Genomic DNA, 22,517 nt, shown 5'->3' with positions numbered 1-22,517 from the left:
CTCTTCTCCAGTTTTTCCGTAAAATCCGCGCGGTCATGACAACTTCATGACCATTCGTTGTCGAAGGCACTCGACAACCATAGCAAAGCGAGCCTGACTCAGAGCATCGCAATAATGATTTCAAAGGAGTGACCATGCGCCTTCTGCCTGGCCTGATCTGCCTGCTACCCCTTTTGAGCCCACTGGCTCACGCCGAACTGATTGATGACGTCAACGACCGTGGCGAGTTGCGCATTGCCCTTGAGGCTAATACACCGCCCTTCAATTTCAAGGATGGCGACACACTCACGGGGTTCGAGGTCGAGCTTGGGCAACTGCTGGCCAACGAGCTGGATGTACGCGCCGACTTCATCGTCACCGACGAAGCCGACCTGCTCCAGGGCGTTGAAAGCGGCAAGTACGACGTCGCGCTCAACCACATAGCACTGACACCTGAACTCAAGGATCGTTTCGACTTCAGCGAGTCTTACGGCAAGGTCGACTCGCAGCTATGGGCGAAGAAAGATGAGCAGCCACGGCCAATGGTGCTGGTGCAGGCGCTGACTGAAGAGAAGCCGAAAGCGACCCAGGTGGAGCTGGCGATTCCGTTTCAGAAGGGTAATCCGGCATTTCACGCCAGCCTGGAAGGTGCGTTGCAGCGGATCAAGGCCGATGGGCGGTTGGCGGCGCTGTCCGCGAAGTGGTTCACCGAACCGTAGGAGCGGCCGCAGGCTGCGATCTTTTGATCTTGATTTTGAAGATCAAGAGATCGCAGCCTCGTTTCACTCGACAGCTCCTACAGGGGGTTTGTGGTGGGCTTTTAGTCGAGGTGGGTCAGGGCCATTGCAGCTTGTGGCAGCTCCAGCTCACTGAAAACTTGAACCCCATGGCGTTTGAGCAGCGCAGCCGTCACGCCTTCTCCCGAGACCTTCACCCCACTGAACGTCCCGTCATAAGTCAGCAGATTCCCGCAGGAAGGGCTGTTGGCCTTGAGCACCGCGACGCGGATGCCGTGTTTGTGCACCAGCGCCAGCGCTTGCTGCGCGCCGTCGAGAAACTGCGCGCTGACGTCCTCGCCTTCGGTGGTGATCACCGCCGCCTTGCCATCGAGCACGTCGGTGCCCTGCCCGCCGGGGATTTCCGCCGCAGCACGCGGGGTCGGCAAACCACCGGCCACTTCCGGACACAGCGGCACTACACGGCCTTCGGCGATCCACTGTTCGAGCAAGTCGAACGGCCCGCTGGCCCCGCCGTCGTAACGCACGCGGTGGCCCAACAGGCAGCGGCTGACCAGAATCTTCTGCATCTCAGAACGGCTCGTTGCCACGGCGACGAAACCAGCCGGTCAGCGACAGGCGTTCGCGCTGCGCCGGCAACACTTCATGCGGTACTTCGCCAGAGAGGAACACCACCAGACAGCCGCCGGTGGGTTGCACGTCATGCACCCGGTCTTCGCTCAGGTACATGCGCAACTGACCGCCGTCTTCCGGCAGCCAGGCGTCATTGAGATAGACCACCGCCGAGACCATGCGCCGGTCATCGTCGCGAAAACGGTCGACGTGCTTGCGGTAGAACGCGCCCGGCGGATACAGGGCGAAGTGGCACTCGAAATCCTCAAGCCCGAGGAACAACCCGCGATTGAGCGCCTCGCGCAGACTCTCCATCAGATTCAGATAACGGTCGCTGGCCTCGGCCTGGCCCGGGTCGATCCACTGGATGTGGTCGCCACGAATGCCCTCGCGAATCTCCGAAAACGGCCCACGGCCTACCGCTGCCGGCGCCAGTTCGCCCTCGGCCTCACGTTTGCGGCACTCGGCCGCCAGCTCACGGGTCAAACCCGCGGGCAGGAAAATGTTCTGCTGCGACCAGCCATGCTCGGCCAGGTCGTCGACGATGCGTAACAGCAGCGGGTGTTCAGAGGATATTTGCATGGCGCGCATAGTATGCCGGCGGCAGGAAATCCGACAGAGCCACGCGGCGGCTTGATACGAATTCTCGACAAGTACCGGCACCGCACGGAGAATAGTCCGCTGCTGACAGGAGTCCCTATGCGCCGTTTGCTTTTTTCACTGTTGATGTTCTGCGTTTTGCCCGCCTGGGCGGACGGCCACGATCAGCTATACAAGATCGCCGGCTGGCCAGATCAACGTGCGCATTTCAACGATGCCCTGAGCGCCGCGCAGCAGCGCTACCAGAACAACCTGCCACCGGCGGTGTTCCAGGCCCTGGTCAATAACAGCAACCAGCGCTTCGCCCCCCAGGCCATGGATCAGCGTGCCGAAGCGCAGCTGCGCCAGCACCTTGCCGATCCACAACCGGCGCTGACCTTTTTTCAATCGCCGCTGGGCAAGAAAATCGTCGCCGCTGAATTGCTCGCCACCCGTCGCGATCAACTGGCGAAGAACGCCAAAGGCTTGCCGAAGATGCAGGTCAGCGACAGCCGTCTGCTGATCATCGGCCATCTGGCGCAAGCCCTGCCGGCGCGCGAGGCCGGCGCCGAAGTCAGTCTGGCGATTGCCGGCGTGGCGGCGGACAGCCTGAGTTCGATGATCCCCGGCCTGCTCGGCGGCGGTCAGGCGCAAGGCATGTTGAACGGTCAGCGCCAGCGCCTGATGGAGCAGATCGGCGCCGATTTGAACAACACGCTGCTCTACGTTTATCGCGATCTGTCGGACGACGAACTGGAGCAGTTCGCGACCTTTGCCGAGTCCAGCGAGGGCAAGGCGTATTACCAGGCAGCGCTCGCAGCGATCCGGGCGGGTTTGGCGGTGGGGCAAAGCTCTTCGAACCTTGGCCAGTAAGCTTTATCACCTTTCAGACCGCCATCGCTGGCAAGCCAGCTCCCACAAGGATTTTCATCTAATACAGAGTTTGTGAACGCCGGAAAACCTGTGGGAGCTGGCTTGTCAGCGATGAGGCCAGCAACTCCCCTAGAGATTCCGCCCCCTGATCCGCTTGTTCAGAAACTCGAAATACTCCTCGCGCATCTCCAGCGTCTCGTTCGCCAGATGATGCCGCGCTTGCGGCAGCAACAGAATCTGCGGCCGGTCGAATTTCCACTTCAGCACCTGCAAGTTGTGCTGCCAGTCCACGGTCATGTCCGCCTGCCCCTGAATGATCAGCGGCCGTCGCGGACTTTTTTTCGCGTGTTCGACGCGGATGATCCAGCGCGACAGCGCACCGACCCACGCGGTCGGCAAGCGTTTGGGCTGTAACGGATCGGCCTGCAGAAACGGCAGGAAATCCGGGTCGTTGGAGTTCTCGCTGAAGCGCCGGGCGATGCCTCGCACGAAAGGTCTGAGCAGGTAATAACTGAGCTGCGACCAGCCCCAGGCGCGCGGACGCACCAGCGGCGCCAACAGAATCAAATGGCCTTGCGCCGGGCTGCCCTCGCCATGATTGAGTACATGGTCGACGACGATCGCGCCGCCGGTGCTTTGCCCGCACAGGTGCCAGGGTTGCGGCAGGGCAATCGAACCGGCTTCGGCGAACAGCGCCTGCAAGGCGTCCTGATATTCAGAGAAATCACGGATGCTCGCCCGCGGCCCACTCGACAAACCATGCCCCGGCAAGTCGCAGGCAATAACAGCAAAATCCTGATCCAGTGCCCACTCGATGACATGCCGATACAGCCCGGTGTGATCGTAAAAACCGTGCAGCAGAAACAGCGTGCCCTTGACCTTCTCCGGCCACCAGCAATGGCTGACCAGCTCATATCCGTCCACTTCGAACCGGCCCATGCCGCGCCAGACATCGCGCTCGGGGAAATCGGTTTTATAAAACCGCTGATACGCCTTCGCCTCGTCCGACAACGGCTGCCACTGGGCCAAAGGCTTGAGGCTGGCGCGTAAATGATCGGCATCGAAAGTTTCAGGCATGCGGGTATTCCAAAGCGGTAAACAGACTTTATCGGCCTGCGATATTCATCTGTTGCGGCAAGCATGGCAAGCTAGCCCCCCTTCGAGGATCGAAAAACCATGCGCTCGCCCTACCGCACCGCACTGTTTGCCAGCCTGCTCGCGCTTGTGTGTGCCGGGGTGCTGTGGGCGGCGTACGACTGGTTTCAGGGGCGTTATCTGCGTGCGTTCAGTCAGCACACCGCGGTGTTTTCCGGTGATTCGCTGCGTCTGCCAGATGAACTGGCCGGCCCCGGCAAAATCCGCCTCGTGCACTTCTGGGATCCGGCCTGCCCATGCAACGTCGGCAATCAACAGCACCTGACGGAAATGGTCGAGCAGTTCGGTCCGCGCGGTGTGGAGTTCTTCGCCGTGCAAAAGGCTGGCAGCCACGGCCAGTTGCCCGCGACCCTGAGCAATCTGAAAAACATCACGGTGTTGCCCGGTTCCGATCAGGTACCGGCCAGCCCCGCCGTGGCGATCTGGGACCGCAGCGGCAAACTGGCGTATTTCGGCCCCTACAGTGAAGGCCTGACCTGCAACTCCAGCAACAGCTTTATTGAACCGATCCTCAACGCGCTGATGGATGATCGACCGGTCAACGCCACCCACACCCTGGCGGTCGGTTGTTACTGCCCTTGGCCGGTGGTGGTGCAGTAAGGCATTCCGGACTTTTCGAGGACAGCGATGCACGGCACGGAAGGTCTGTGCTAATTGTTTGCAGCCCGACGGGCGGCAATCCCGCATGCACAAGGAGTCACCACGAAACGCGTCTTCACCGTTCTTGCCTTGCTCATCGTTGTCCTGCTCGCCAGCGTCGGCGCCTACCTCTACAGCAAGCAACCGACGCGTCAGGGTCAGGTGGAGCTGCGCAACCTGCAGGGTTCGGTGACCGTGCGTTACGACGAACGCGGGGTGCCGCACATCCGCGCCGAAAACGAAACCGATCTGTATCGCGCCCTCGGCTACGTGCACGCTCAAGATCGCCTGTTCCAGATGGAAGCCATGCGCCGCCTCGCGCGTGGCGAGTTGGCCGAAGTGCTAGGGCCGAAGCTGCTCGACACCGACAAACTGTTCCGCAGCCTGCGCATCCGCGAACGCGCCGCCCGTTATGTCGCCAGTCTCGATAAGCAGTCACCGGCGTGGAAGGCCCTGCAAGCTTATCTGGACGGCATCAACCAGTATCAGGACAGCCACGCTGCGCCGATCGAGTTCGACGTGCTGGGCATCCCCAAGCGGCCGTTTACGGCAGAGGACAGCATCAGCGTCGCCGGTTACATGGCCTACAGCTTTGCCGCCGCGTTTCGCACCGAACCGCTGCTGACCTACGTGCGCGACCAACTCGGCGCCGATTACCTCAACGTCTTCGACCTCGACTGGCAGCCCCAAGGCGTGCTCGCCAAAGGTCACGCCAAGAAGACGCCGACCCTTGCCGCCGACGACTGGAAAGACCTCAACGCTCTCGCCCGCCTCAGCGAGCAGGCGCTGATTGAAAACGGCCTGCCGCAATTCGAAGGCAGCAATGCCTGGGTGATTGCCGGCAGTCGCAGCCAGAGCGGCAAACCGCTGCTGGCCGGCGACCCGCACATTCGTTTCTCGGTGCCTTCGGTGTGGTACGAAGCACAACTGTCGGCGCCGGGGTTTGAGCTTTACGGCCATCATCAGGCGCTGGTGCCGTTCGCGTTCCTGGGGCACAACCTGGATTTCGGCTGGAGCCTGACCATGTTCCAGAACGACGATCTGGATCTGATCGCCGAGAAGGTCAACCCGGACAACCCGAATCAAGTCTGGTACCACGGCCAGTGGAGCGATCTGCTCAGCACCGAGCAGCAGATCGCGGTGAAGGGCCAGGCGCCGGTGACGCTGACCTTGCGCCAGTCGCCCCATGGCCCGATCGTCAACGATGCGCTCGGCACTGCCGCCGGCAAGACACCGATCGCCATGTGGTGGGCGTTTCTCGAAACACCGAATCCGATCCTCGAAGGCTTCTACCAGCTCAACCGCGCCGACACCCTGGCCAAGGCCCGCGCTGCGGCGGCGAAGGTGCAGGCGCCGGGGCTGAACATCGTTTACGCCAACGCCAAGGGTGACATCGCCTGGTGGGCTTCGGCGCTGTTGCCCAAACGCCCGGCCGGGGTCAAACCGGAGTTCATTCTCGACGGCAGCGGCAATCAGGCGGACAAGGATGGTTACTACCCGTTCAGCGCCAACCCGCAGGAGGAAAATCCGCCGCGCGGCTACATCGTCTCGGCCAACTTTCAGCCGCTGTCGCCGACCGGGATGGAGATTCCCGGTTACTACAACCTCGCTGATCGCGGCCAGCAGCTCAATCGCCAGCTCAGCGACAAGAGCCTGAAGTGGAGCAACGAGGCCAACCAGCAGCTGCAACTGGGCACCACCACCGGTTATGGCCCGCGTACCCTGGCGCCATTGCTGCCGGTGCTGCGTGAAGTGGTGAGCGATCCGGCGCAACTGAAACTGGTCGAGCAACTGGCGCAGTGGCAAGGCGACTATCCGCTGGATTCGGTCAACGCCACAGTGTTCAACCAGTTCCTCTACGACCTCGCCGATGCGGCGATGCGTGATGAGCTGGGCAACGATTTCTTCGAGACCCTGCTGTCGACCCGGGTGATCGACGCCGCCCTGCCGCGCCTGGCGGCGAACGCCGATTCACCGTGGTGGGACAACCGCACCACGCCGAACAAGGAGACTCGCGCCGACATCGTCAAAGCGGCGTGGCAGGCGAGCATCGCACACCTGAAACAGACCCTCGGCGACAATCCGTCCGACTGGCAATGGGGCACGGCGCACACCCTGACCCATGGCCATCCATTGGGTCAGCAGAAGCCGCTGGACCGCATCGTCAATGTCGGGCCGTTCGCTGCGCCGGGCAGCCACGAAGTGCCGAACAACCTCTCGGCCAAGCTTGGCCCGGCGCCATGGCCAGTGACTTACGGGCCTTCGACGCGGCGGCTGGTGGACTTCGCCGACCCGGCACACAGCCTGACCATCAACCCGGTCGGCCAGAGCGGCGTGCCGTTCGACAGCCACTATGACGATCAGGCTGAAGAGTACGTCGAGGGGATGTATGTGCAGGCGCATTTCAGCGAGGAAGAGGTGACGGCCAATACGCGCAGTACGTTGAAGCTGTTGCCGGCGCGGGCTGCGCAATAGATTTGTGCTGGCTGGTCTGGCCCCATCGCTGGCAAGCCAGCTCCCACAGGATTTTCAGTGAAGACAGATTATGTGAACACCCGAGAAACCTGTGGGAGCTGGCTTGCCAGCGATGGGGCCCTTAAGAACACAAGAGACCTTCAGAGCATCAACGCAAAATTCAGCCGAAACTGCTGCGGCGTCACCCCCAACCGGCGATTGAACACACTGCGCATGTGCTGCGCATCGCGAAACCCGCACTGATAGGCCACGGTCTTCAGCGGTGCCGTGGTGCTTTCCAGCAGTACTCGCGCCGCATCCACTCGCGCACTTTCGACGAACTCTGCCGGGGTGACCCGAGCCTCACGGGCAAACACCCGGGAAAAATTGCGCGCGCTCATGTTCGCCGCGTTCGCCAGATCGGCAATCGTCAGATCGCCGGTGAGGTTGGCCAGCACATACAACTGCACCATCGCCACCGCCGAGGTCGGCTCCGCATGCGGTGTGAGGAACGGGCTGAACTGCGATTGCCCGCCCGAGCGCTGAGTGAACACCACCAGCCGTTTGGCCACGCTCAGCGCCACGTCAGCGCCGTGATCGCGGGCCAACAGGTACAGCGACAGATCGATCCCCGCCGTCACCCCGGCCGAGGTATAGAGCGCACCGTCCTCGACATACAGGCGATCGGCTTCGACCCGCGCCGATGGACACAATTGCGCCAGCGCTTGGGCATCGTTCCAGTGAGTGGTCACCGTTCGCCCGTCCAGCAGCCCCGCCCGCGCCAGCATGAACGCGCCGTTGCAGATCGAGCCAAAACGCCGCGCACGGGCACTGGCCTCGCGCAGCCAGGTGTCGAAGCCTTTGCCGAAATCCAGAAACGGTAACTGCGGGCCGCCGGCGACCAGCAGCAAGTCCCAGGCGTCGAGCGCCTCGCTGAAGTGCCGGTGAGCGCTGAGGTTCAGGCCATTGGAGCAAGCCATCGGCCCGCGTTCGACGCCGATCACCTCCAGCCGATAGTGATCCTCGGGGGGCAGAAAACGATTGGCCTCGGCAAACACATCCATCGGCCCGCTGACATCCAGCGCCTGCACGCCGGGGAACACCACGATGGCGATGGTTCTGTTCATAAGCCTCCTTGGGGATCTTTGTGGCGAGGGGATTCATCCCCGATCGGCTGCGCAGCAGTCGTAGATCCTCACTGCGCGGTTTACCTGATTCGCCGAAATAGCAGGTTTTGGAACTGCTGCGCAGTCCATCGGGGATGAATCCCCTCGCCACAGGTTCGGTGTCTGCTGTTTTAAGTGAGTTGGCACGATTTGCAGGTCGATTGGCAAGGATCGCAGCCATGGGTTGATTGTCCGTGCAGTGCCTCGGGGAACAGACTTTGTCCATCAGCGCCACAACGGCGTTTTCGACGAGGAAACACCTTATGAGCACGACCATTGCCGGCATCAAAATCCCCGACAGCGCCCTCGCCCGGGCCACCACCGAGTACATTCGCGACATCGAATCCGACCTGCTCTACCACCACTCGCGCCGGGTGTTTCTGTTCGGTGCGCTGAGCGGCGAACGCCAACAACTGACCTACAACCCGGAGCTGCTGTATGTCGGCGCGATGTTCCACGACCTTGGGCTGGTCGAGGGCTATCGCAGTGCCGACGAGCGTTTCGAAGTGGATGGCGCCAACGCGGCAGCGGCGTTTCTCAAACCGTACGGGCTGAGTGATGACGACATCGAGCAGGTCTGGCTGTCGATTGCCCTGCACACCACGCCGGGCGTGCCCAAACATCTGCGGCCGACCGTGGCACTGGTGACGGCGGGTGTCGAGATGGACGTATTGGGGATGGATTACGCGGCGTTCAGCAGCACCCAGCGCGAGGCGGTGGTGCATGCGCATCCACGCGGGGAAGGTTTCAAGGAGTGCATCATCTGCGCGTTTGCCGACGGCTTGCGCCATCGTCCGCAGACCACGCTCGGCAACGTGAAGACCGATGTGCTGGTGGATCAGGAGCCGGGGTTCAGGCCGATGAACTTTGTCGAGGTCATCCGTACATCCCCTTGGATTTCCTGAGCTCCAAAAGCAAAAGATCGCAGCCTGCGGCAGCTCCTACAGAGATTGCATCCACTGTAGGAGCTGCCGCAGGCTGCGATCTTTTTGCCCGTCAGGCCGCTTCCGGTGCAGGCGCGCGGCGCACGTCCGGTTGTTTCCACGAATCGGCGGCGCCTTCTTCGATGGCTTGCTGGATGGCTTTCTTGCGCGCTTCTTCGGCGCGGCGGCTGAAGAACCACACCAGGAAGGTCACCAGCGATACCGCCAGCAGAATCAGGCTGGCCACGGCATTGATCTCCGGCTTCACGCCCAGACGCACCGCCGAGAACACTTCCATCGGCAGGGTCGTCGAACCCGGGCCGGAGACGAAGCTCGCCAGTACCAGATCGTCCAGCGACAGCGCGAACGACATCATGCCGCCCGCTGCCAACGAAGGCGCGATCATCGGGATGGTGATCAGGAAAAACACCTTCCACGGCCGCGCACCCAGATCCATTGCTGCCTCTTCGATCGACAGGTCCAGCTCACGCAGACGCGCCGACACCACCACCGCCACATACGCCGCACAGAACGTCGTGTGGGCGATCCAGATGGTGACGATGCCACGTTCCTGCGGCCAGCCGATCATCTGCGCCATGGCCACGAACAGCAGCAACAGCGATAGACCGGTGATCACTTCGGGCATCACCAAAGGCGCCGTCACCAGGCCACCGAACAGCGTGCGGCCCTTGAAGTGGGTGATGCGGGTCAGGACGAACGCGGCGAGGGTGCCCAGCGCCACAGCGGCAACCGCGGTGTAGCAGGCGATTTCCAGGGAGCGCACTACCGAGCCCATCAGTTGCGTGTTGTCGAGCAGGCCGACGTACCACTTGATCGACCAGCCGCCCCATACCGTCACCAGTTTCGAGGCGTTGAACGAGTAGATCACCAGGATCAGCATCGGCAGGTAGATGAACAACAGACCCAGAACCAGCATCAGGCTGGAGAAACGGAAGCGCTTCATTCTTTACCCTCCATTTCCTTGGCCTGACTGCGGTTGAACAGGATGATCGGCACAATCAGGATCGCCAGCATCACCACCGCCAGGGCGGACGCCACCGGCCAGTCACGGTTGTTGAAGAACTCTTGCCAGAGCACTTTACCGATCATCAGGGTTTCCGGACCGCCAAGCAGTTCCGGGATCACGAACTCGCCGACCACCGGGATGAACACCAGCATGCAGCCGGCAATGATCCCGTTCTTGGACAGTGGAATGGTGATTTTCCAGAAGCTGTTGAAGGTGCTCGAACCGAGGTCGGCAGCAGCCTCCAGCAAGCTGTGATCGTGCTTCACCAGGTTGGCGTACAGCGGCAGGATCATGAACGGCAGGTACGAGTAGACAACACCGATGTACACCGCGAGGTTGGTGTTGAGGATCTGCAGCGGCTCGTCGATCCAGCCCATGCTCATCAGGAAGCCGTTGAGCAGGCCGTTGTTGCTGAGAATGCCCATCCACGCATACACACGGATCAGGATCGCGGTCCAGGTCGGCATCATGATCAGCAGCACCAGCACCGTCTGCAGCTCTTTACGGGCGCTGGCGATGGCGTAGGCCATCGGGTAGCCGATCAGCAGGCACAACAGCGTGCTGAAGAACGCCATCTTCAGCGAGCCAAGGTACGCGGCGATGTACAACTCGTCGTCGCCGAGCATTGCGTAGTTGCCAAGGTTCAGCAGCAGTTGCAGCTTCTGCTCGGCGAAGGTGTAGATCTCGGTGTACGGCGGAATGGCCACATCGGCTTCGGCAAAGCTGATCTTCAGGACGATGAAGAACGGCAGCATGAAGAACAGGAACAGCCAGATGAAGGGAACCCCGATGACCAACTGGCGGCCACCGGGAATTATTCGATTGAGCCGGCGTTTGAATTTGCGCATGTTCATGAGCGAAGTACCACGCCGCTATCGTCTTCCCACCACACGTAAACCTGATCACCCCAGGTCGGACGCTGGCCGCGACGCTCGGCGTTGGCAACGAACGACTGCACCAGCTTGCCGCTCGGCAATTCGACGTAGAACACCGAGTGCCCACCGAGGTAGGCGATGTCATGCACCTTGCCGCTCGACCAGTTGTATTCGCAGGTCGGCATCTCGGCGGTGACCAGCAGCTTCTCCGGACGAATCGCGTAGGTCACGGATTTGTCCTGCACCGAAGTGCTGATGCCGTGGCCGACATAGATCTGCCGGTCGAGGTCCTTGCAGGTGATGGTCGCGTGGCCTTCAGCGTCGTCGATCACTTCGCCTTCGAAGATGTTCACGTTGCCGATGAATTCGCAGACCAGACGGCTGGTCGGGGTTTCGTAGATGTCGATCGGGCTGCCGATCTGGGCGATCCAGCCCAGGTGCATGATCGCGATGCGCTCGGCCATGGTCATGGCCTCTTCCTGGTCGTGGGTCACCATCACGCAGGTCACGCCCACACGCTCGATGATTTCCACCAGCTCCAGCTGCATCTGCGAACGCAGTTTCTTGTCCAGTGCGCCCATGGGTTCGTCGAGCAGCAGCAGTTTCGGCCGCTTGGCCAGCGAACGCGCCAGGGCCACACGCTGCCGCTGACCGCCGGACAGTTGATGCGGCTTGCGCTTGGCGTACTGGCTCATCTGCACCAGTTTGAGCATCTCGGCCACGCGCGCATCGATCTCGGCGTTGGGGATCTTGTCCTGCTTGAGGCCGAAGGCGATGTTCTGCGCCACGGTCATGTGCGGGAACAACGCGTACGACTGGAACATCATGTTGATCGGTCGCTCGTACGGCGGCATGTCGGTGATGTCGACGCCGTCGAGGAAAATGCGCCCCTCCGTGGGCCGTTCGAACCCTGCCAGCATCCGCAGCAGTGTGGATTTGCCCGATCCCGAACCGCCGAGCAGGGCGAAAATTTCGCCCTTCTTGATTTCCAAGGACACATCGTCCACGGCAATCGTCTCGTCGAACTTCTTCGTGACCCGGTCGATTTTGACCAACACCTGCTTAGGTGTCTGGTCGCCCTCGAGGGCTTTCTTATAGGCGCCGGAGGCAACTGCCATTTACGAAACTCCCAGAAAAAAACAGTGCAGTTCGCCCCATGCGGACGAACCCAGGATAGTTTGTGCCTTACTTGCCCGACTTGACCTTGGTCCAGCTACGGGTCATCAAACGCTGAATATTGGGTGGCAACTCGACCGACACGTAAGTCTTGTCGAGGACTGCTTGCGGTGGATAAACCGCTTCATCGGTGCGGATGGACTGCTCCATCAGCTTGTCCGACCCCGGGTTGGGGTTGGCGTAACCGACGTAATCACTGACCTGGGCGATCACCTCAGGTTTCAGCAAATAGTTGATGAAGGCGTGGGCCTCTTTGACGTTGGACGAGTCCTTCGGAATCGCCAGCATGTCGAACCACAGCGCGCCGCCCTCTTTCGGAATCGAGTAGGCGATGTTCACACCCTTCTTGGCTTCCTCGGCACGGTGTTTGGCCTGGAAGATGTCACCGGAGAAACCAATGGCCACGCAGATGTCGCCGTTGGCCAGATCACCGATGTATTTCGAGGAGTGGAAGTAGGTGACGTAAGGACGCACGGCCAGCAGTTTGTCGGTGGCCTTGGCGTAATCCTTCGGATTGGTGCTGTTGGCGTTCAGGCCCATGTAGTTGAGCACGGTCGGCATCATTTCATCGGCCGAGTCGAGGAACGCGACGCCACAGCTGTGCAGCTTCTTGATGTTCTCCGGTTCGAACAGCACGCTCCAGGAGTCGATCTTGTCGATACCGAGCACGGCCTTGACCTTGTCGACGTTGTAGCCGATGCCGTTGGTGCCCCACAGGTACGGCACCGCGTACTGGTTGCCCGGATCGTTCTGCTCCAGGCGCTTGAGCAGCACCGGATCGAGATTCGCATAGTTCGGCAGCTGCGACTTGTCGAGCTTCTGGAACGCGCCTGCCTTGATCTGCTTGCCAAGGAAGTGGTTCGACGGCACGACCACGTCGTAACCGGTACGCCCGGCCAGCAGCTTGCCTTCCAGGGTCTCGTTGGAATCGAACACGTCGTACACCGGTTTGATCCCGGTTTCTTTCTGGAAGTCGGCCAGGGTGGTCTCGCCGATGTAATCCGACCAGTTATAAATATGCACCGTACCGGCGGCCTGGGCTCCGACAGCGATCGTCAGGCCGGCAGTGGCCAGCAGGGCTTTGCGCAAAGAAGAAAAAATAGGCAAGTGGAGGTCCTCTAATTTAGTTGGGCCCAAGTTGCCCCGTGCTGCCTGACAGTCACGGTTGCCCGGCAACAAAACCGGCGCGCAACTTACCTTCGAAAAACCGATCCAGCAAAACTTTCTGTCATTTAATTGATCCGCTGACCGCCGTCATGGCGACGACAGCCAGCGGTTGCTGCTTCAAACCGGCTTATTTACCGGATTTGATCTTGGTCCAGCTGCGGGTCATTTCGCGCTGGGTAGCGGCCGGCAAGTCGGCGATCGCATACAGCTTGGCCTGCACGTCGGCTGGCGGGTAAATGCCTGGATCGCTGGTGATGTCTTTTGCCACCAGAGCGGTCGCAGCAGCGTTACCGTTCGGGAAGCGTACAGCGTTGGTGATGCCGGCCATGACTTCAGGCTTCTGCAGGAAGGTCATGAACTTGTAGGCGCCTTCGACGTTTTCGGCATCTTTAGGGATGGCGACCATGTCGAAGAAGCTGCCAGCGCCTTCTTTCGGAATGGCATAGCTGACTTTCACCTTGTCACCGGCCTCGGCGGCACGGGACTTGGCCTGCTGCACGTCACCCGAGTAACCGACCGCTACGCAGATGTTGCCGTTGGCCAGGTCCGAGATGTACTTGGAGGAGTGGAAGTAGGTGATCGAAGGACGAATCTTGAGGAACAGGTCCTCGGCTTTCTTGATGTCTTCTTTCTTCTGGGTGTCGGTAGGCAGGCCCAGGTAGTGCAGTGCGACCGGGAGCATTTCGGTCGGCGAATCGAGGAAGCTCACACCGCAGCCCTTGAGCTTGGCGATGTTTTCCGGCTTGAGCAGCACGTCCCACGAGTCGATGGTGTCGACGCCCAGCGCGGCCTTGACCTTCTCCGGGTTGTAACCGATACCGATCGAACCCCACATGTACGGGAAGGCGTGCTTGTTGCCCGGATCGCTGACCGACACGGCCTTGAGCAGGTCCTGGTTCAGGTTTTTCCAGTTAGGCAGCTTGGACTGGTCCAGCTCCTGATAAACACCGGCCTTGATCTGCTTGGCCAGGAAGTTGTTCGACGGCACAACGACGTCGTAACCGGATTTGCCCGCCAGCAGTTTGGCTTCCAGGGTTTCGTTACTGTCGAATACGTCGTAAACGACTTTGATCCCGGACTCTTTCTCGAAGTTGGCAATGGTGTCCGGAGCGATGTAGTCGGACCAGTTGTAAACGTGCAGTACCTTGTCGTCCGCGTGAACCGCACCCGCCATCATGCCCGCGACGGACAGCGCGAGAAGAGTCTTGCCAGCAAGCTTTTTACCTAATGCCTTCATGCGTCATGCTCCAAATTTTTCTTTTTTGAACCACTTTGTTCAGCGGCCGAACCCCGACAACTGGAACTGCGGCTAGTCTGGCAAGATCGGAGGCGGTCTTTCAAGAAAAGGCCCACCTTTCTGACACCTTCGAGCGAGAGCGCCGCAGCTCCCCCGCTCGAAGCCTAGCACTTAGGCTTGCAACGCACTGAGGGTCAGGTCCAGGCACTTGCGTGCCTTGGTCACCAGCTCATCGATCTCCGCCTTGCTGATCACCAGCGGCGGCGCAATGATCATGGTGTCGCCCACGGCGCGCATGATCAGGCCGTTATCGAAGCAGAACTGCCGGCAGATCATGCCCACGCCCCGGCCTTCGTAACGCTTGCGAGTGGCCTTGTCCTGCACCAGCTCGATCGCCCCCAGCAAACCGACGCCGCGCACTTCGCCCACCAACGGGTGGTCGTTGAGTTCGCGCAGACGTTTCTGCAAATACGGTGCCGTTTCGTTGTGCGCGTTCTCGATAATTTTCTCGTCGCGCAGAATCCGGATGTTTTCCAGACCCACCGCTGCCGCCACCGGGTGCCCGGAGTAGGTGAAGCCGTGGTTGAAGTCGCCACCTTCGTTGAGCACCTTCACCACATCGTCACGGACGATCAGGCCACCCATCGGGATGTAACCGGAGGTCAGGCCTTTGGCGATGGTCATCATGTCCGGTTTCAGGTCGTAGAAATCCGAACCGAACCACTCGCCGGTACGGCCGAAACCGCAGATCACCTCATCAGCGACGAACAGAATGTCGTACTTGGCGAGGATTTCCTTGATGCGCGGCCAGTAGGTATCAGGCGGAATGATCACGCCGCCGGCGCCCTGGATCGGCTCGGCAATGAACGCACCGACGTTGTCCACGCCGACTTCAAGAATCTTCTCTTCCAGCTGATTGGCGGCCCAGATGCCGAACTCTTCCGGCGACCTGTCGCCGCCCTCGGCGAACCAGTACGGTTGGGCGATGTGGACGATGCCCGGAATCGGCAAGTCGCCCTGTTCGTGCATATAAGTCATGCCGCCCAGGCTCGCGCCGGCCACGGTGGAACCGTGGTAACCGTTCTTGCGGCTGATGATGACTTTCTTGTTCGGCTGGCCCTTGATCGCCCAGTAGTGGCGAACCATGCGCAGCATGGTGTCGTTGCCTTCGGAGCCGGAGCCGGTGAAGAACACATGGTTCATGCCTTCAGGCGCCACGTCGGCGATGGCCTTGGCCAGTTCCAGCGCCGGCGGGTGCGCGGTCTGGAAGAACAGGTTGTAGTAAGGCAGTTCGCGCATCTGCTTCGCGGCTGCGTCAGCCAGCTCATCGCGGCCATAACCGATCGCCACGCACCACAGACCCGCCATGCCATCGAGGATCTTGTTGCCCTCGCTGTCCCACAGGTACACGCCCTTGGCGTTGGTGATGATCCGTGGGCCCTTCTCTTTCAGTTGCTTGAAGTCGCTGAACGGGGCCAGGTGGTGATCGCTGCTCAGGGCTTGCCACTCACGGGTTTGCGGGTTGTTGCTGGTCATGCCAATTCTCCTTGTTATCGGTGAAGGCGCGGCTGCTGCCAGCCGCGCCCGGCGTATCAGACGGCGAAGAGCAGGTACTCACGCTCCCAGGAACTGATCACGCGCTTGAAGTTTTCATGCTCGGCCCGCTTGACCGCGACGTAGCCGGTGATGAAGGTCTTGCCCAGGTATTTCTCGATGGTTGCGCTGTTTTCCATACGCTCCAGCGCGTCTTCGATGGTCAGCGGCAGGCGCAGGTTGCGGCGTTCATAGCCGCGACCGACCACCGGCGCGCTTGGATTGAGGCCTTCGACCATACCGATGTAACCGCAGAGCAGGCTCGCGGCAATCGCCAGGTACGGGTTGGCGTCGGCGCCCGGCAGGCGGTTTTCCACGCGGCGGTTCTGCGGGCCGGCATCCGGGACGCGCAGGCCCACGGTGCGGTTCTCTTCGCCCCACTCCACGTTCACCGGCGCCGAAGTGTCCGGCAGGAAGCGGCGGAACGAGTTGACGTTCGGCGCGAACAGCGGGAGCAATTCCGGGATCAGTTTCTGCAGGCCACCGATGTGGTGCAGGAACAGCTGGCTCATGGTCCCGTCTTCATTGGAGAACACGTTCTTGCCGGTCTCGATGTCGATGATGCTCTGGTGCAAGTGCATCGCACTGCCCGGCTCGCCGGTCATCGGCTTGGCCATGAAGGTGGCGGCCACGTCGTGCTTGAGCGCGGCTTCGCGCATGGTGCGCTTGAACACCAGGATCTGGTCGGCCAGCGACAGTGCATCGCCGTGACGGAAGTTGATTTCCATCTGTGCCGTGCCGTCTTCGTGGATCAGCGTGTCGAGGTCCAGCTCCTGCAGTTCGCACCAGTCGTAGACGTCCTCGAACAGCGGGTCGAACTCGTTCGCCGCTTCGATGGAGAACGACTGACGCCCGATTTCCGGACGGCCCGAGCGGCCGATCGGCGGCTGCAGCGGATAGTCGGGGTCGTCACTGCGCTTGGTCAGGTAGAACTCCATCTCCGGCGCCACGATCGGCTGCCAGCCCTTGTCGGCGTAGAGTTTCAGGACTTTCTTGAGCACGTTGCGCGGCGACAGCTCGATCGGGTTGCCTTGCTTGTCGTAGGTGTCGTGGATCACCTGAGCGGTCGGCTCTATGGCCCACGGCACCAGGTATACGGCGTTCTGATCGGGGCGGCAGATCATGTCGATGTCGGCCGGGTCGAGCAGTTCGTAATAGATGTCGTCTTCGACGTAGTCGCCGGTCACGGTCTGCAACAGCACGCTTTCCGGCAGGCGCATGCCCTTTTCGGCGATGAACTTGTTGGTCGGCGAGATCTTGCCCCGGGTGATACCGGTCAAGTCGCCGATCATGCATTCGACTTCTGTGATCTTGTGGTCTTTCAACCAATCGGTGAGCTGGTCGAGGTTGTTACTCATAAATGCCTCTGGGCTGAGTCTCCTGACATCGTGTCAGGCAAAGTTTGACGCCGTGGCGTCGCGTTAAAGGGGGTTTGCTTGCGCGCAGTGCCGGCTTACGCCTGGCACCGCGCATCGACAATGAAAGAGGAGCTTACCTGCCCTTTACGCTGGCGTTGCATTTCCTGTGCACATTCAAGGCGTGCAGAATCATGAGCACGGCTGGGGAAGCGGCACAGGCTTTGGGACTCAAAGGGATCTATATTGAAGGAAGGCGCCATAAACAGAATGCTTTGCCGTACGTCCAGAATAACGGACGCTGCCGTTTGGCCTGATGCGGACGAGGACATCGTCGACAGCCCGCGAGCCTTGCGGGCTGCACTCCGGACGGATTTGTCGCCACTGATGTGTTGAGCATGCAGACCGGACTGTTGCGAGCAGTCGGTGATGCCGATTAACGGCAGGCGAGACATGAAGCACCCCGGTATTATTGCTGTTATGGGTTTGATCGGAGCTTAGCCTTGTTCATTTTTTTACACAACACCCCCGTAAAAAATACAACACGGCCTGCTCAAGCCCGCGGGTGCCAAGCGTCCCAAGGACAAAAAACTGCCCCAAAGTGCCCCATAAATGCCCTTGCAGCGCTTTTTTAGGGCAAAAAAGGCCTCGCTTGACTTCGGCATGCCGTTCGGGTTGACTGAAACCAGAAAAGATCAATGATTGATATTTTTAACAACAAAGGTGTTGCATCATGTCGGTACCCCCGCGTGCCGTTCAGCTTAACGAAGCGAACGCGTTCCTTAAGGAACATCCTGAGGTTCTGTACGTTGACCTTCTGATTGCGGATATGAATGGTGTGGTGCGCGGCAAGCGCATCGAACGCACCAGCCTCCACAAGGTTTACGAGAAAGGCATCAACCTGCCGGCCTCTCTATTTGCTCTGGATATCAATGGTTCTACGGTGGAAAGCACCGGCCTGGGTCTGGACATCGGCGACGCCGACCGGATCTGCTATCCAATCCCCGATACCCTGTGCAACGAGCCATGGCAGAAGCGCCCGACCGCGCAACTGTTGATGACCATGCACGAACTCGAAGGCGACCCGTTCTTCGCCGATCCGCGCGAAGTGCTCCGTCAAGTTGTTGCAAAGTTTGACGAGCTCGGCTTGACCATCTGCGCAGCCTTCGAGCTGGAGTTCTACCTGATTGACCAGGAAAACGTGAACGGCCGCCCTCAGCCGCCACGCTCGCCGATTTCCGGCAAACGCCCGCACTCGACTCAGGTCTACCTGATCGACGACCTCGACGAATACGTCGACTGCCTCCAGGACATTCTGGAAGGCGCCAAAGAGCAAGGCATCCCGGCCGACGCCATCGTCAAGGAAAGTGCCCCGGCGCAGTTCGAAGTGAACCTGCACCACGTCGCCGACCCGATCAAGGCGTGCGACTACGCGGTACTGCTCAAGCGTCTGATCAAGAACATCGCCTACGACCATGAAATGGACACCACCTTCATGGCCAAGCCGTACCCGGGCCAGGCGGGTAACGGTCTGCATGTCCACATCTCGGTGCTCGACAAAGATGGCAAGAACATCTTTGCAAGCGAGGATCCCGAGCAGAACGCCGCGCTGCGTCACGCGATCGGCGGTGTGCTCGAGACCCTGCCGGCGCAGATGGCTTTCCTCTGCCCGAACGTCAACTCGTACCGTCGCTTCGGCGCGCAGTTCTATGTACCGAACTCGCCGTGCTGGGGCCTGGACAACCGCACCGTGGCGATCCGCGTACCGACCGGCTCTGCCGATGCCGTGCGTATCGAACATCGCGTGGCCGGCGCCGACGCCAACCCGTACCTGCTGATGGCTTCGGTTCTGGCCGGTGTGCATCACGGTCTGGTGAACAAGATCGAACCGGGCGCTCCGGTCGAAGGCAACAGCTACGAGCAGAACGAACAAAGCCTGCCGAACAACTTGCGCGATGCCCTGCGTGAGCTGGACGACAGCGAGGTGATGGCCAAGTACATCGATCCGAAATACATCGATATCTTCGTCGCCTGCAAGGAAAGCGAGCTGGAGGAGTTCGAACACTCCATCTCCGACCTTGAGTACAACTGGTATCTGCATACCGTTTAAGCGGTTTGCAGGAATAAAAAACGCTGCCGGCCATTACAGCCCGCAGCGTTTTTTTATGGCAGAACACAAACCCCTGTGTTGGGTGTGAAGGGCCGCCTGCGGCGGATCGCTGGCAAGCCAGCTCCCACATGCTCTTCGTCGAGCATAGATTCCAAGTACAAAAACATTCCTTGTGGGAGCTGGCTTGCCAGCGATGGCGTCCGGGCAGACAACATCGAACCCGGCTCGTACAATGCCCGCTGCCCCGCAGGAGACTTTCATGACGCGTCCCGCCCCCGTCCGCAAACCCCGTGCCCGCAGCCAGGCGCGCATCGACTCGATACTCGACGCCGCGCGCACGCTGCTGGCTGCCGAGGGTGTGGCCAGCCTGTCGATCTACAGCGTCGCCGAACGCGCGCAGATTCCGCCCTCCTCGGTCTACCACTTCTTCGCCAGCGTCCCGGCGCTGCTCGAAGCCTTGACCGCCGACGTGCACGCGGCGTTTCGCGCCTGCCTGCAAGCGCCGATCGACCACGACGCCCTGCGCGACTGGCGTGACCTGTCACGGCTGGTCGAGGAGCGGATGCTGGAGATCTACGACGAAGACGCTGCGGCCCGCCAGTTGATCCTCGCCCAACATGGCCTGACCGAAGTGACCCAGGCCGACCGGCAACACGACATCGAACTCGGCGACCTGATGCACAAGTTGTTCGACCATCACTTCGAATTGCCGCGACTGCCGAACGATGTCGACGTGTTTGCGCTGGCGATGGAACTGGGCGACCGCGTGTATGCGCGCTCGGTGCAGCAGCACGGACAGATCACGCCGCGCATGGCCGAGGAAGGGATGCGGGTGTTTGATGCCTATCTCGGGTTGTATCTGCCGCCTTATCTGCCTAAACGCTAAAAGATCGCAGCCTTCGGCAGCTCCTACAGGCGCGCATTCCCTTGTAGGAGCTGCCGAAGGCTGCGATCTTTTGATCTTCAAAAAGAAAAACCCCGAAGGGCTCACGCCTTTCGGGGTTATTTTTTACTCACAGGCTTACAACTTGGCGATCGACACCTCGGTGGATTTCACGAAGGCGATCACTTCGCTGCCCACCGCCAGTTCCAGCTCCTTGACCGAGCGGGTGGTGATCACCGAAGTGACGATGCCGGAGGCGGTCTGCACGTCGATTTCCGACAGCACGTCGCCGAGAACGATCTCCTTGATCGAGCCTTTGAACTGGTTGCGCACGTTGATGGCTTTGATAGTCATGGCTTTGATTCCTGTCGTTGGAGGTAACTTGAGTTATTGAGCCCAGCGCAATTGCGTAGGCAGTGGTGAAACAGGTTCCGGCTCCGGCGGCTCGCCGGGCAGGGACAGAACACGGTTGAGCACTTCGGTCTCCAGCGCCGCCAGTCGATGCGATCCGCGCACTCGCGGACGTGGCAGCTCCACTGGCAGGTCGAGGCCGACTTCGCCGTCCTCGATCAGAATCACCCGGTCGGCAATCGCCACCGCTTCGCTGACGTCATGGGTCACCAGCAGCACGGTGAACCCATGCTTCTGCCAGAGGCGTTCGATCAGTTGCTGCATCTCGATGCGGGTCAGCGCATCCAGCGCACCCAGCGGCTCGTCGAGCAACAGCAGGCGCGGCTGGTGAATCAGCGCCCGGGCCAGCGCCACACGCTGCTTCTGCCCGCCGGACAAAGCGGCCGGCCACTCGTTGGCGCGATCGGCCAGACCCACCGCTTCCAGCGCCTCCAGCGCTTGCGGGCGCCAGTTGCCTTTAAGGCCGAGGCCAACGTTGTCGATGATCTTTTTCCACGGCAGCAGCCGTGCTTCCTGGAACATCAGCCGGGTGTCTTCGCGCGCATCGCTCAGCGGTGCGGCACCGGCCAACAGGTCGCCGCCAGTCGGTTGATCGAGGCCGGCGAGCAGACGCAGGAAGGTGCTCTTGCCGCACCCGCTGCGCCCGACCACGGCGACGAATTGCCCCGCCGGAATGTGCAGGTCGATGTCGCGCAGCACCTGTCGCGCACCAAAGGTTTTCTGCAGGTTGCGCACCACCAGCGGAATCCCGCGCAGCAGGCGTGGAGGTTGTTGAGCAGTCATGCCGCACCTCCCTTGGCAACCTGATAAGCCGGGTGCCAGCGCAACCACACACGTTCAAGTCCACGGGCCGCGAGGTCGGCGAGTTTGCCGAGCACCGCGTAAAGCAGGATCGCCAGCACCACCACATCGGTCTGCAAAAACTCCCGGGCATTCATCGCCAGATAGCCGATGCCGGAGCTGGCGGAAATGGTTTCGGCAACGATCAGCGTCAACCACATGAAGCCCAGCGCAAAGCGCACGCCGACCAGAATCGAAGGCAGCGCGCCCGGCAAAATCACCTGCCAGAACAGGCTGAAACCGCTCAAGCCATAACTGCGCGCCATCTCCACCAGCGCCGGATCGACGTTGCGGATGCCGTGATAGGTGTTGAGGTAGATCGGGAACAACGTGCCCAACGCGACCAGGAAAATCTTTGCCGACTCGTCGATGCCGAACCACAGGATCACCAGCGGAATCAGCGCCAGGTGCGGCACGTTGCGAATCATCTGCACCGAGCTGTCGAGCAGGCGTTCGCCCCACTTCGACAGGCCGGTGATGAAACCCAGCACCAGGCCGATGCTGCCGCCGATGGTGAAGCCCAGCGCCGCGCGCCAGCCGCTGATCGCCAGGTGCGTCCAGATCTCGCCGCTGCGCACCAGACTGACACCGGCCTCGATCACTGCCACCGGTGCCGGCAGGATCCGCGTCGACAACCAACCGGCCGACACCGACAACTGCCACACCGCCAGCAGGAGCACCGGCAACGCCCAGGGCGCGAGGCTGTGGATAAATTTGTTCATGGCG

21 protein-coding genes are annotated in these 22,517 nt (G+C 60.9%); 7 read left to right on the top strand and 14 right to left on the bottom strand.

Features of this window, described 5'->3' with window-relative positions:
• Positions 1-134 precede the first annotated feature (134 nt).
• Positions 135-698: a transporter substrate-binding domain-containing protein gene (locus tag AB1J88_RS22270; protein ID WP_430291989.1), complete on the top strand. Its 564-nt coding sequence runs from the start codon at positions 135-137 to the stop codon at positions 696-698.
• Between the two features lie 101 nt (positions 699-799).
• On the opposite strand, the gene AB1J88_RS22265 is transcribed toward AB1J88_RS22270, so the two are convergent.
• Entirely contained in the window at positions 800-1,285 is a 486-nt protein-coding gene (locus tag AB1J88_RS22265) for a DUF523 domain-containing protein (protein WP_430291988.1), read from the bottom strand.
• 1 nt (position 1,286) lies between these two features.
• Positions 1,287-1,919, bottom strand: coding sequence for a 2OG-Fe(II) oxygenase (locus tag AB1J88_RS22260; protein ID WP_041072141.1), 633 nt, complete (start codon positions 1,917-1,919; stop codon positions 1,287-1,289).
• Between the two features lie 108 nt (positions 1,920-2,027).
• Between AB1J88_RS22260 and AB1J88_RS22255 the strand changes: the two genes are divergently transcribed.
• Positions 2,028-2,780, top strand: coding sequence for a DUF2059 domain-containing protein (locus AB1J88_RS22255; RefSeq protein WP_108589223.1), 753 nt, complete (start codon positions 2,028-2,030; stop codon positions 2,778-2,780).
• A 129-nt stretch (positions 2,781-2,909) separates the two neighbouring features.
• On the opposite strand, the gene AB1J88_RS22250 is transcribed toward AB1J88_RS22255, so the two are convergent.
• Complete coding sequence (locus AB1J88_RS22250) at positions 2,910-3,857, bottom strand: alpha/beta hydrolase (protein WP_430291987.1); 948 nt, start codon at positions 3,855-3,857, stop codon at positions 2,910-2,912.
• Between the two features lie 99 nt (positions 3,858-3,956).
• Here AB1J88_RS22250 and AB1J88_RS22245 point away from each other — a divergent pair, with 99 nt between their 5' ends.
• On the top strand, positions 3,957-4,535 hold the full coding sequence (locus AB1J88_RS22245) for a DUF6436 domain-containing protein (protein WP_430291986.1): 579 nt from the start codon (positions 3,957-3,959) through the stop codon (positions 4,533-4,535).
• A gap of 78 nt (positions 4,536-4,613) precedes the next feature.
• Complete coding sequence (locus tag AB1J88_RS22240; protein WP_430292712.1) at positions 4,614-7,049, top strand: penicillin acylase family protein; 2,436 nt, start codon at positions 4,614-4,616, stop codon at positions 7,047-7,049.
• 140 nt (positions 7,050-7,189) lie between these two features.
• Here AB1J88_RS22240 and AB1J88_RS22235 read toward each other — a convergent pair whose 3' ends face one another.
• Positions 7,190-8,155, bottom strand: coding sequence for a GlxA family transcriptional regulator (locus AB1J88_RS22235; RefSeq protein ID WP_041072131.1), 966 nt, complete (start codon positions 8,153-8,155; stop codon positions 7,190-7,192).
• A gap of 302 nt (positions 8,156-8,457) precedes the next feature.
• On the opposite strand from AB1J88_RS22235, the gene AB1J88_RS22230 reads away from it, so the two are divergent.
• On the top strand, positions 8,458-9,099 hold the full coding sequence (locus AB1J88_RS22230) for an HD domain-containing protein (RefSeq protein ID WP_430291985.1): 642 nt from the start codon (positions 8,458-8,460) through the stop codon (positions 9,097-9,099).
• A gap of 91 nt (positions 9,100-9,190) precedes the next feature.
• Here the strand turns inward: AB1J88_RS22230 and AB1J88_RS22225 are convergent, their stop codons facing one another.
• The 7 genes from AB1J88_RS22225 to AB1J88_RS22195 all read right to left on the bottom strand — a co-directional run bounded on the left by AB1J88_RS22225 (position 9,191) and on the right by AB1J88_RS22195 (position 17,550).
• Positions 9,191-10,081 (bottom strand): ABC transporter permease subunit, encoded by an 891-nt coding sequence (locus AB1J88_RS22225; protein ID WP_041072127.1) that lies wholly within the window; start codon positions 10,079-10,081, stop codon positions 9,191-9,193.
• The gene (locus AB1J88_RS22220; protein WP_174377002.1) at positions 10,078-10,959 is read right to left on the bottom strand and encodes an ABC transporter permease subunit; all 882 of its coding nucleotides are present in this window, start codon (positions 10,957-10,959) and stop codon (positions 10,078-10,080) included. Before AB1J88_RS22220 ends, AB1J88_RS22225 begins: the two co-directional genes overlap by 4 nt.
• A gap of 35 nt (positions 10,960-10,994) precedes the next feature.
• The gene (locus AB1J88_RS22215; RefSeq protein WP_003229245.1) at positions 10,995-12,137 is read right to left on the bottom strand and encodes an ABC transporter ATP-binding protein; all 1,143 of its coding nucleotides are present in this window, start codon (positions 12,135-12,137) and stop codon (positions 10,995-10,997) included.
• A gap of 67 nt (positions 12,138-12,204) precedes the next feature.
• A complete protein-coding gene (locus AB1J88_RS22210; protein ID WP_041072123.1) occupies positions 12,205-13,302 on the bottom strand; it encodes a polyamine ABC transporter substrate-binding protein in 1,098 nt (365 codons plus the stop codon).
• A 187-nt stretch (positions 13,303-13,489) separates the two neighbouring features.
• Positions 13,490-14,599: a polyamine ABC transporter substrate-binding protein gene (locus AB1J88_RS22205; RefSeq protein ID WP_041072121.1), complete on the bottom strand. Its 1,110-nt coding sequence runs from the start codon at positions 14,597-14,599 to the stop codon at positions 13,490-13,492.
• 171 nt (positions 14,600-14,770) lie between these two features.
• Positions 14,771-16,135 (bottom strand): aspartate aminotransferase family protein, encoded by a 1,365-nt coding sequence (locus AB1J88_RS22200; RefSeq protein WP_041072119.1) that lies wholly within the window; start codon positions 16,133-16,135, stop codon positions 14,771-14,773.
• Positions 16,136-16,191: 56 nt separating this feature from the next.
• Positions 16,192-17,550, bottom strand: a complete 1,359-nt coding sequence (locus AB1J88_RS22195) for a glutamine synthetase family protein (protein WP_007967993.1) — start codon at positions 17,548-17,550, stop codon at positions 16,192-16,194.
• 730 nt (positions 17,551-18,280) lie between these two features.
• Between AB1J88_RS22195 and AB1J88_RS22190 the strand changes: the two genes are divergently transcribed.
• Positions 18,281-19,657, top strand: coding sequence for a glutamine synthetase family protein (locus tag AB1J88_RS22190; RefSeq protein ID WP_003229254.1), 1,377 nt, complete (start codon positions 18,281-18,283; stop codon positions 19,655-19,657).
• A gap of 259 nt (positions 19,658-19,916) precedes the next feature.
• Positions 19,917-20,543 carry a TetR/AcrR family transcriptional regulator gene (locus tag AB1J88_RS22185; protein ID WP_430291984.1) on the top strand — a complete coding sequence of 209 codons (627 nt, stop codon included), beginning with the start codon at positions 19,917-19,919 and terminating at the stop codon, positions 20,541-20,543.
• A gap of 135 nt (positions 20,544-20,678) precedes the next feature.
• Here AB1J88_RS22185 and AB1J88_RS22180 read toward each other — a convergent pair whose 3' ends face one another.
• The 3 genes from AB1J88_RS22180 to ssuC are packed head-to-tail and all read right to left on the bottom strand — an operon-like array spanning position 20,679 to position 22,513.
• Positions 20,679-20,894 carry a TOBE domain-containing protein gene (locus AB1J88_RS22180; RefSeq protein ID WP_007967989.1) on the bottom strand — a complete coding sequence of 72 codons (216 nt, stop codon included), beginning with the start codon at positions 20,892-20,894 and terminating at the stop codon, positions 20,679-20,681.
• Between the two features lie 33 nt (positions 20,895-20,927).
• The gene (gene ssuB, locus AB1J88_RS22175) at positions 20,928-21,734 is read right to left on the bottom strand and encodes an aliphatic sulfonates ABC transporter ATP-binding protein (protein WP_430291983.1); all 807 of its coding nucleotides are present in this window, start codon (positions 21,732-21,734) and stop codon (positions 20,928-20,930) included.
• On the bottom strand, positions 21,731-22,513 hold the full coding sequence (gene ssuC / locus AB1J88_RS22170; protein WP_027610511.1) for an aliphatic sulfonate ABC transporter permease SsuC: 783 nt from the start codon (positions 22,511-22,513) through the stop codon (positions 21,731-21,733). The genes ssuB and ssuC overlap by 4 nt, the downstream gene beginning before the upstream one ends.
• Between the last annotated feature and the right edge of the window lie 4 nt (positions 22,514-22,517).

This window comes from Pseudomonas sp. S8, assembly GCF_050473925.1.
In the GTDB taxonomy this organism is placed as follows: Bacteria; Pseudomonadota; Gammaproteobacteria; order Pseudomonadales; family Pseudomonadaceae; genus Aquipseudomonas; species Aquipseudomonas parakoreensis.
Note: the sequence above shows the minus strand (reverse complement) of the source record. Positions and strands in the feature narration are given on the sequence as shown.

Coding starts and splice junctions, on each gene's coding strand:
- AB1J88_RS22195 (WP_007967993.1), bottom strand. CDS start 17,550: ATGAGTAACAACCTCGACCAGCTCACCGATTGGTTGAAAGACCACAAG.
- ssuB (WP_430291983.1), bottom strand. CDS start 21,734: ATGACTGCTCAACAACCTCCACGCCTGCTGCGCGGGATTCCGCTGGTG.
- AB1J88_RS22230 (WP_430291985.1), top strand. CDS start 8,458: ATGAGCACGACCATTGCCGGCATCAAAATCCCCGACAGCGCCCTCGCC.
- AB1J88_RS22255 (WP_108589223.1), top strand. CDS start 2,028: ATGCGCCGTTTGCTTTTTTCACTGTTGATGTTCTGCGTTTTGCCCGCC.
- AB1J88_RS22235 (WP_041072131.1), bottom strand. CDS start 8,155: ATGAACAGAACCATCGCCATCGTGGTGTTCCCCGGCGTGCAGGCGCTG.
- AB1J88_RS22215 (WP_003229245.1), bottom strand. CDS start 12,137: ATGGCAGTTGCCTCCGGCGCCTATAAGAAAGCCCTCGAGGGCGACCAG.
- AB1J88_RS22260 (WP_041072141.1), bottom strand. CDS start 1,919: ATGCGCGCCATGCAAATATCCTCTGAACACCCGCTGCTGTTACGCATC.
- AB1J88_RS22190 (WP_003229254.1), top strand. CDS start 18,281: ATGTCGGTACCCCCGCGTGCCGTTCAGCTTAACGAAGCGAACGCGTTC.
- AB1J88_RS22270 (WP_430291989.1), top strand. CDS start 135: ATGCGCCTTCTGCCTGGCCTGATCTGCCTGCTACCCCTTTTGAGCCCA.
- AB1J88_RS22250 (WP_430291987.1), bottom strand. CDS start 3,857: ATGCCTGAAACTTTCGATGCCGATCATTTACGCGCCAGCCTCAAGCCT.
- AB1J88_RS22225 (WP_041072127.1), bottom strand. CDS start 10,081: ATGAAGCGCTTCCGTTTCTCCAGCCTGATGCTGGTTCTGGGTCTGTTG.
- AB1J88_RS22200 (WP_041072119.1), bottom strand. CDS start 16,135: ATGACCAGCAACAACCCGCAAACCCGTGAGTGGCAAGCCCTGAGCAGC.
- AB1J88_RS22245 (WP_430291986.1), top strand. CDS start 3,957: ATGCGCTCGCCCTACCGCACCGCACTGTTTGCCAGCCTGCTCGCGCTT.
- AB1J88_RS22205 (WP_041072121.1), bottom strand. CDS start 14,599: ATGAAGGCATTAGGTAAAAAGCTTGCTGGCAAGACTCTTCTCGCGCTG.
- ssuC (WP_027610511.1), bottom strand. CDS start 22,513: ATGAACAAATTTATCCACAGCCTCGCGCCCTGGGCGTTGCCGGTGCTC.
- AB1J88_RS22180 (WP_007967989.1), bottom strand. CDS start 20,894: ATGACTATCAAAGCCATCAACGTGCGCAACCAGTTCAAAGGCTCGATC.
- AB1J88_RS22265 (WP_430291988.1), bottom strand. CDS start 1,285: ATGCAGAAGATTCTGGTCAGCCGCTGCCTGTTGGGCCACCGCGTGCGT.
- AB1J88_RS22185 (WP_430291984.1), top strand. CDS start 19,917: ATGACGCGTCCCGCCCCCGTCCGCAAACCCCGTGCCCGCAGCCAGGCG.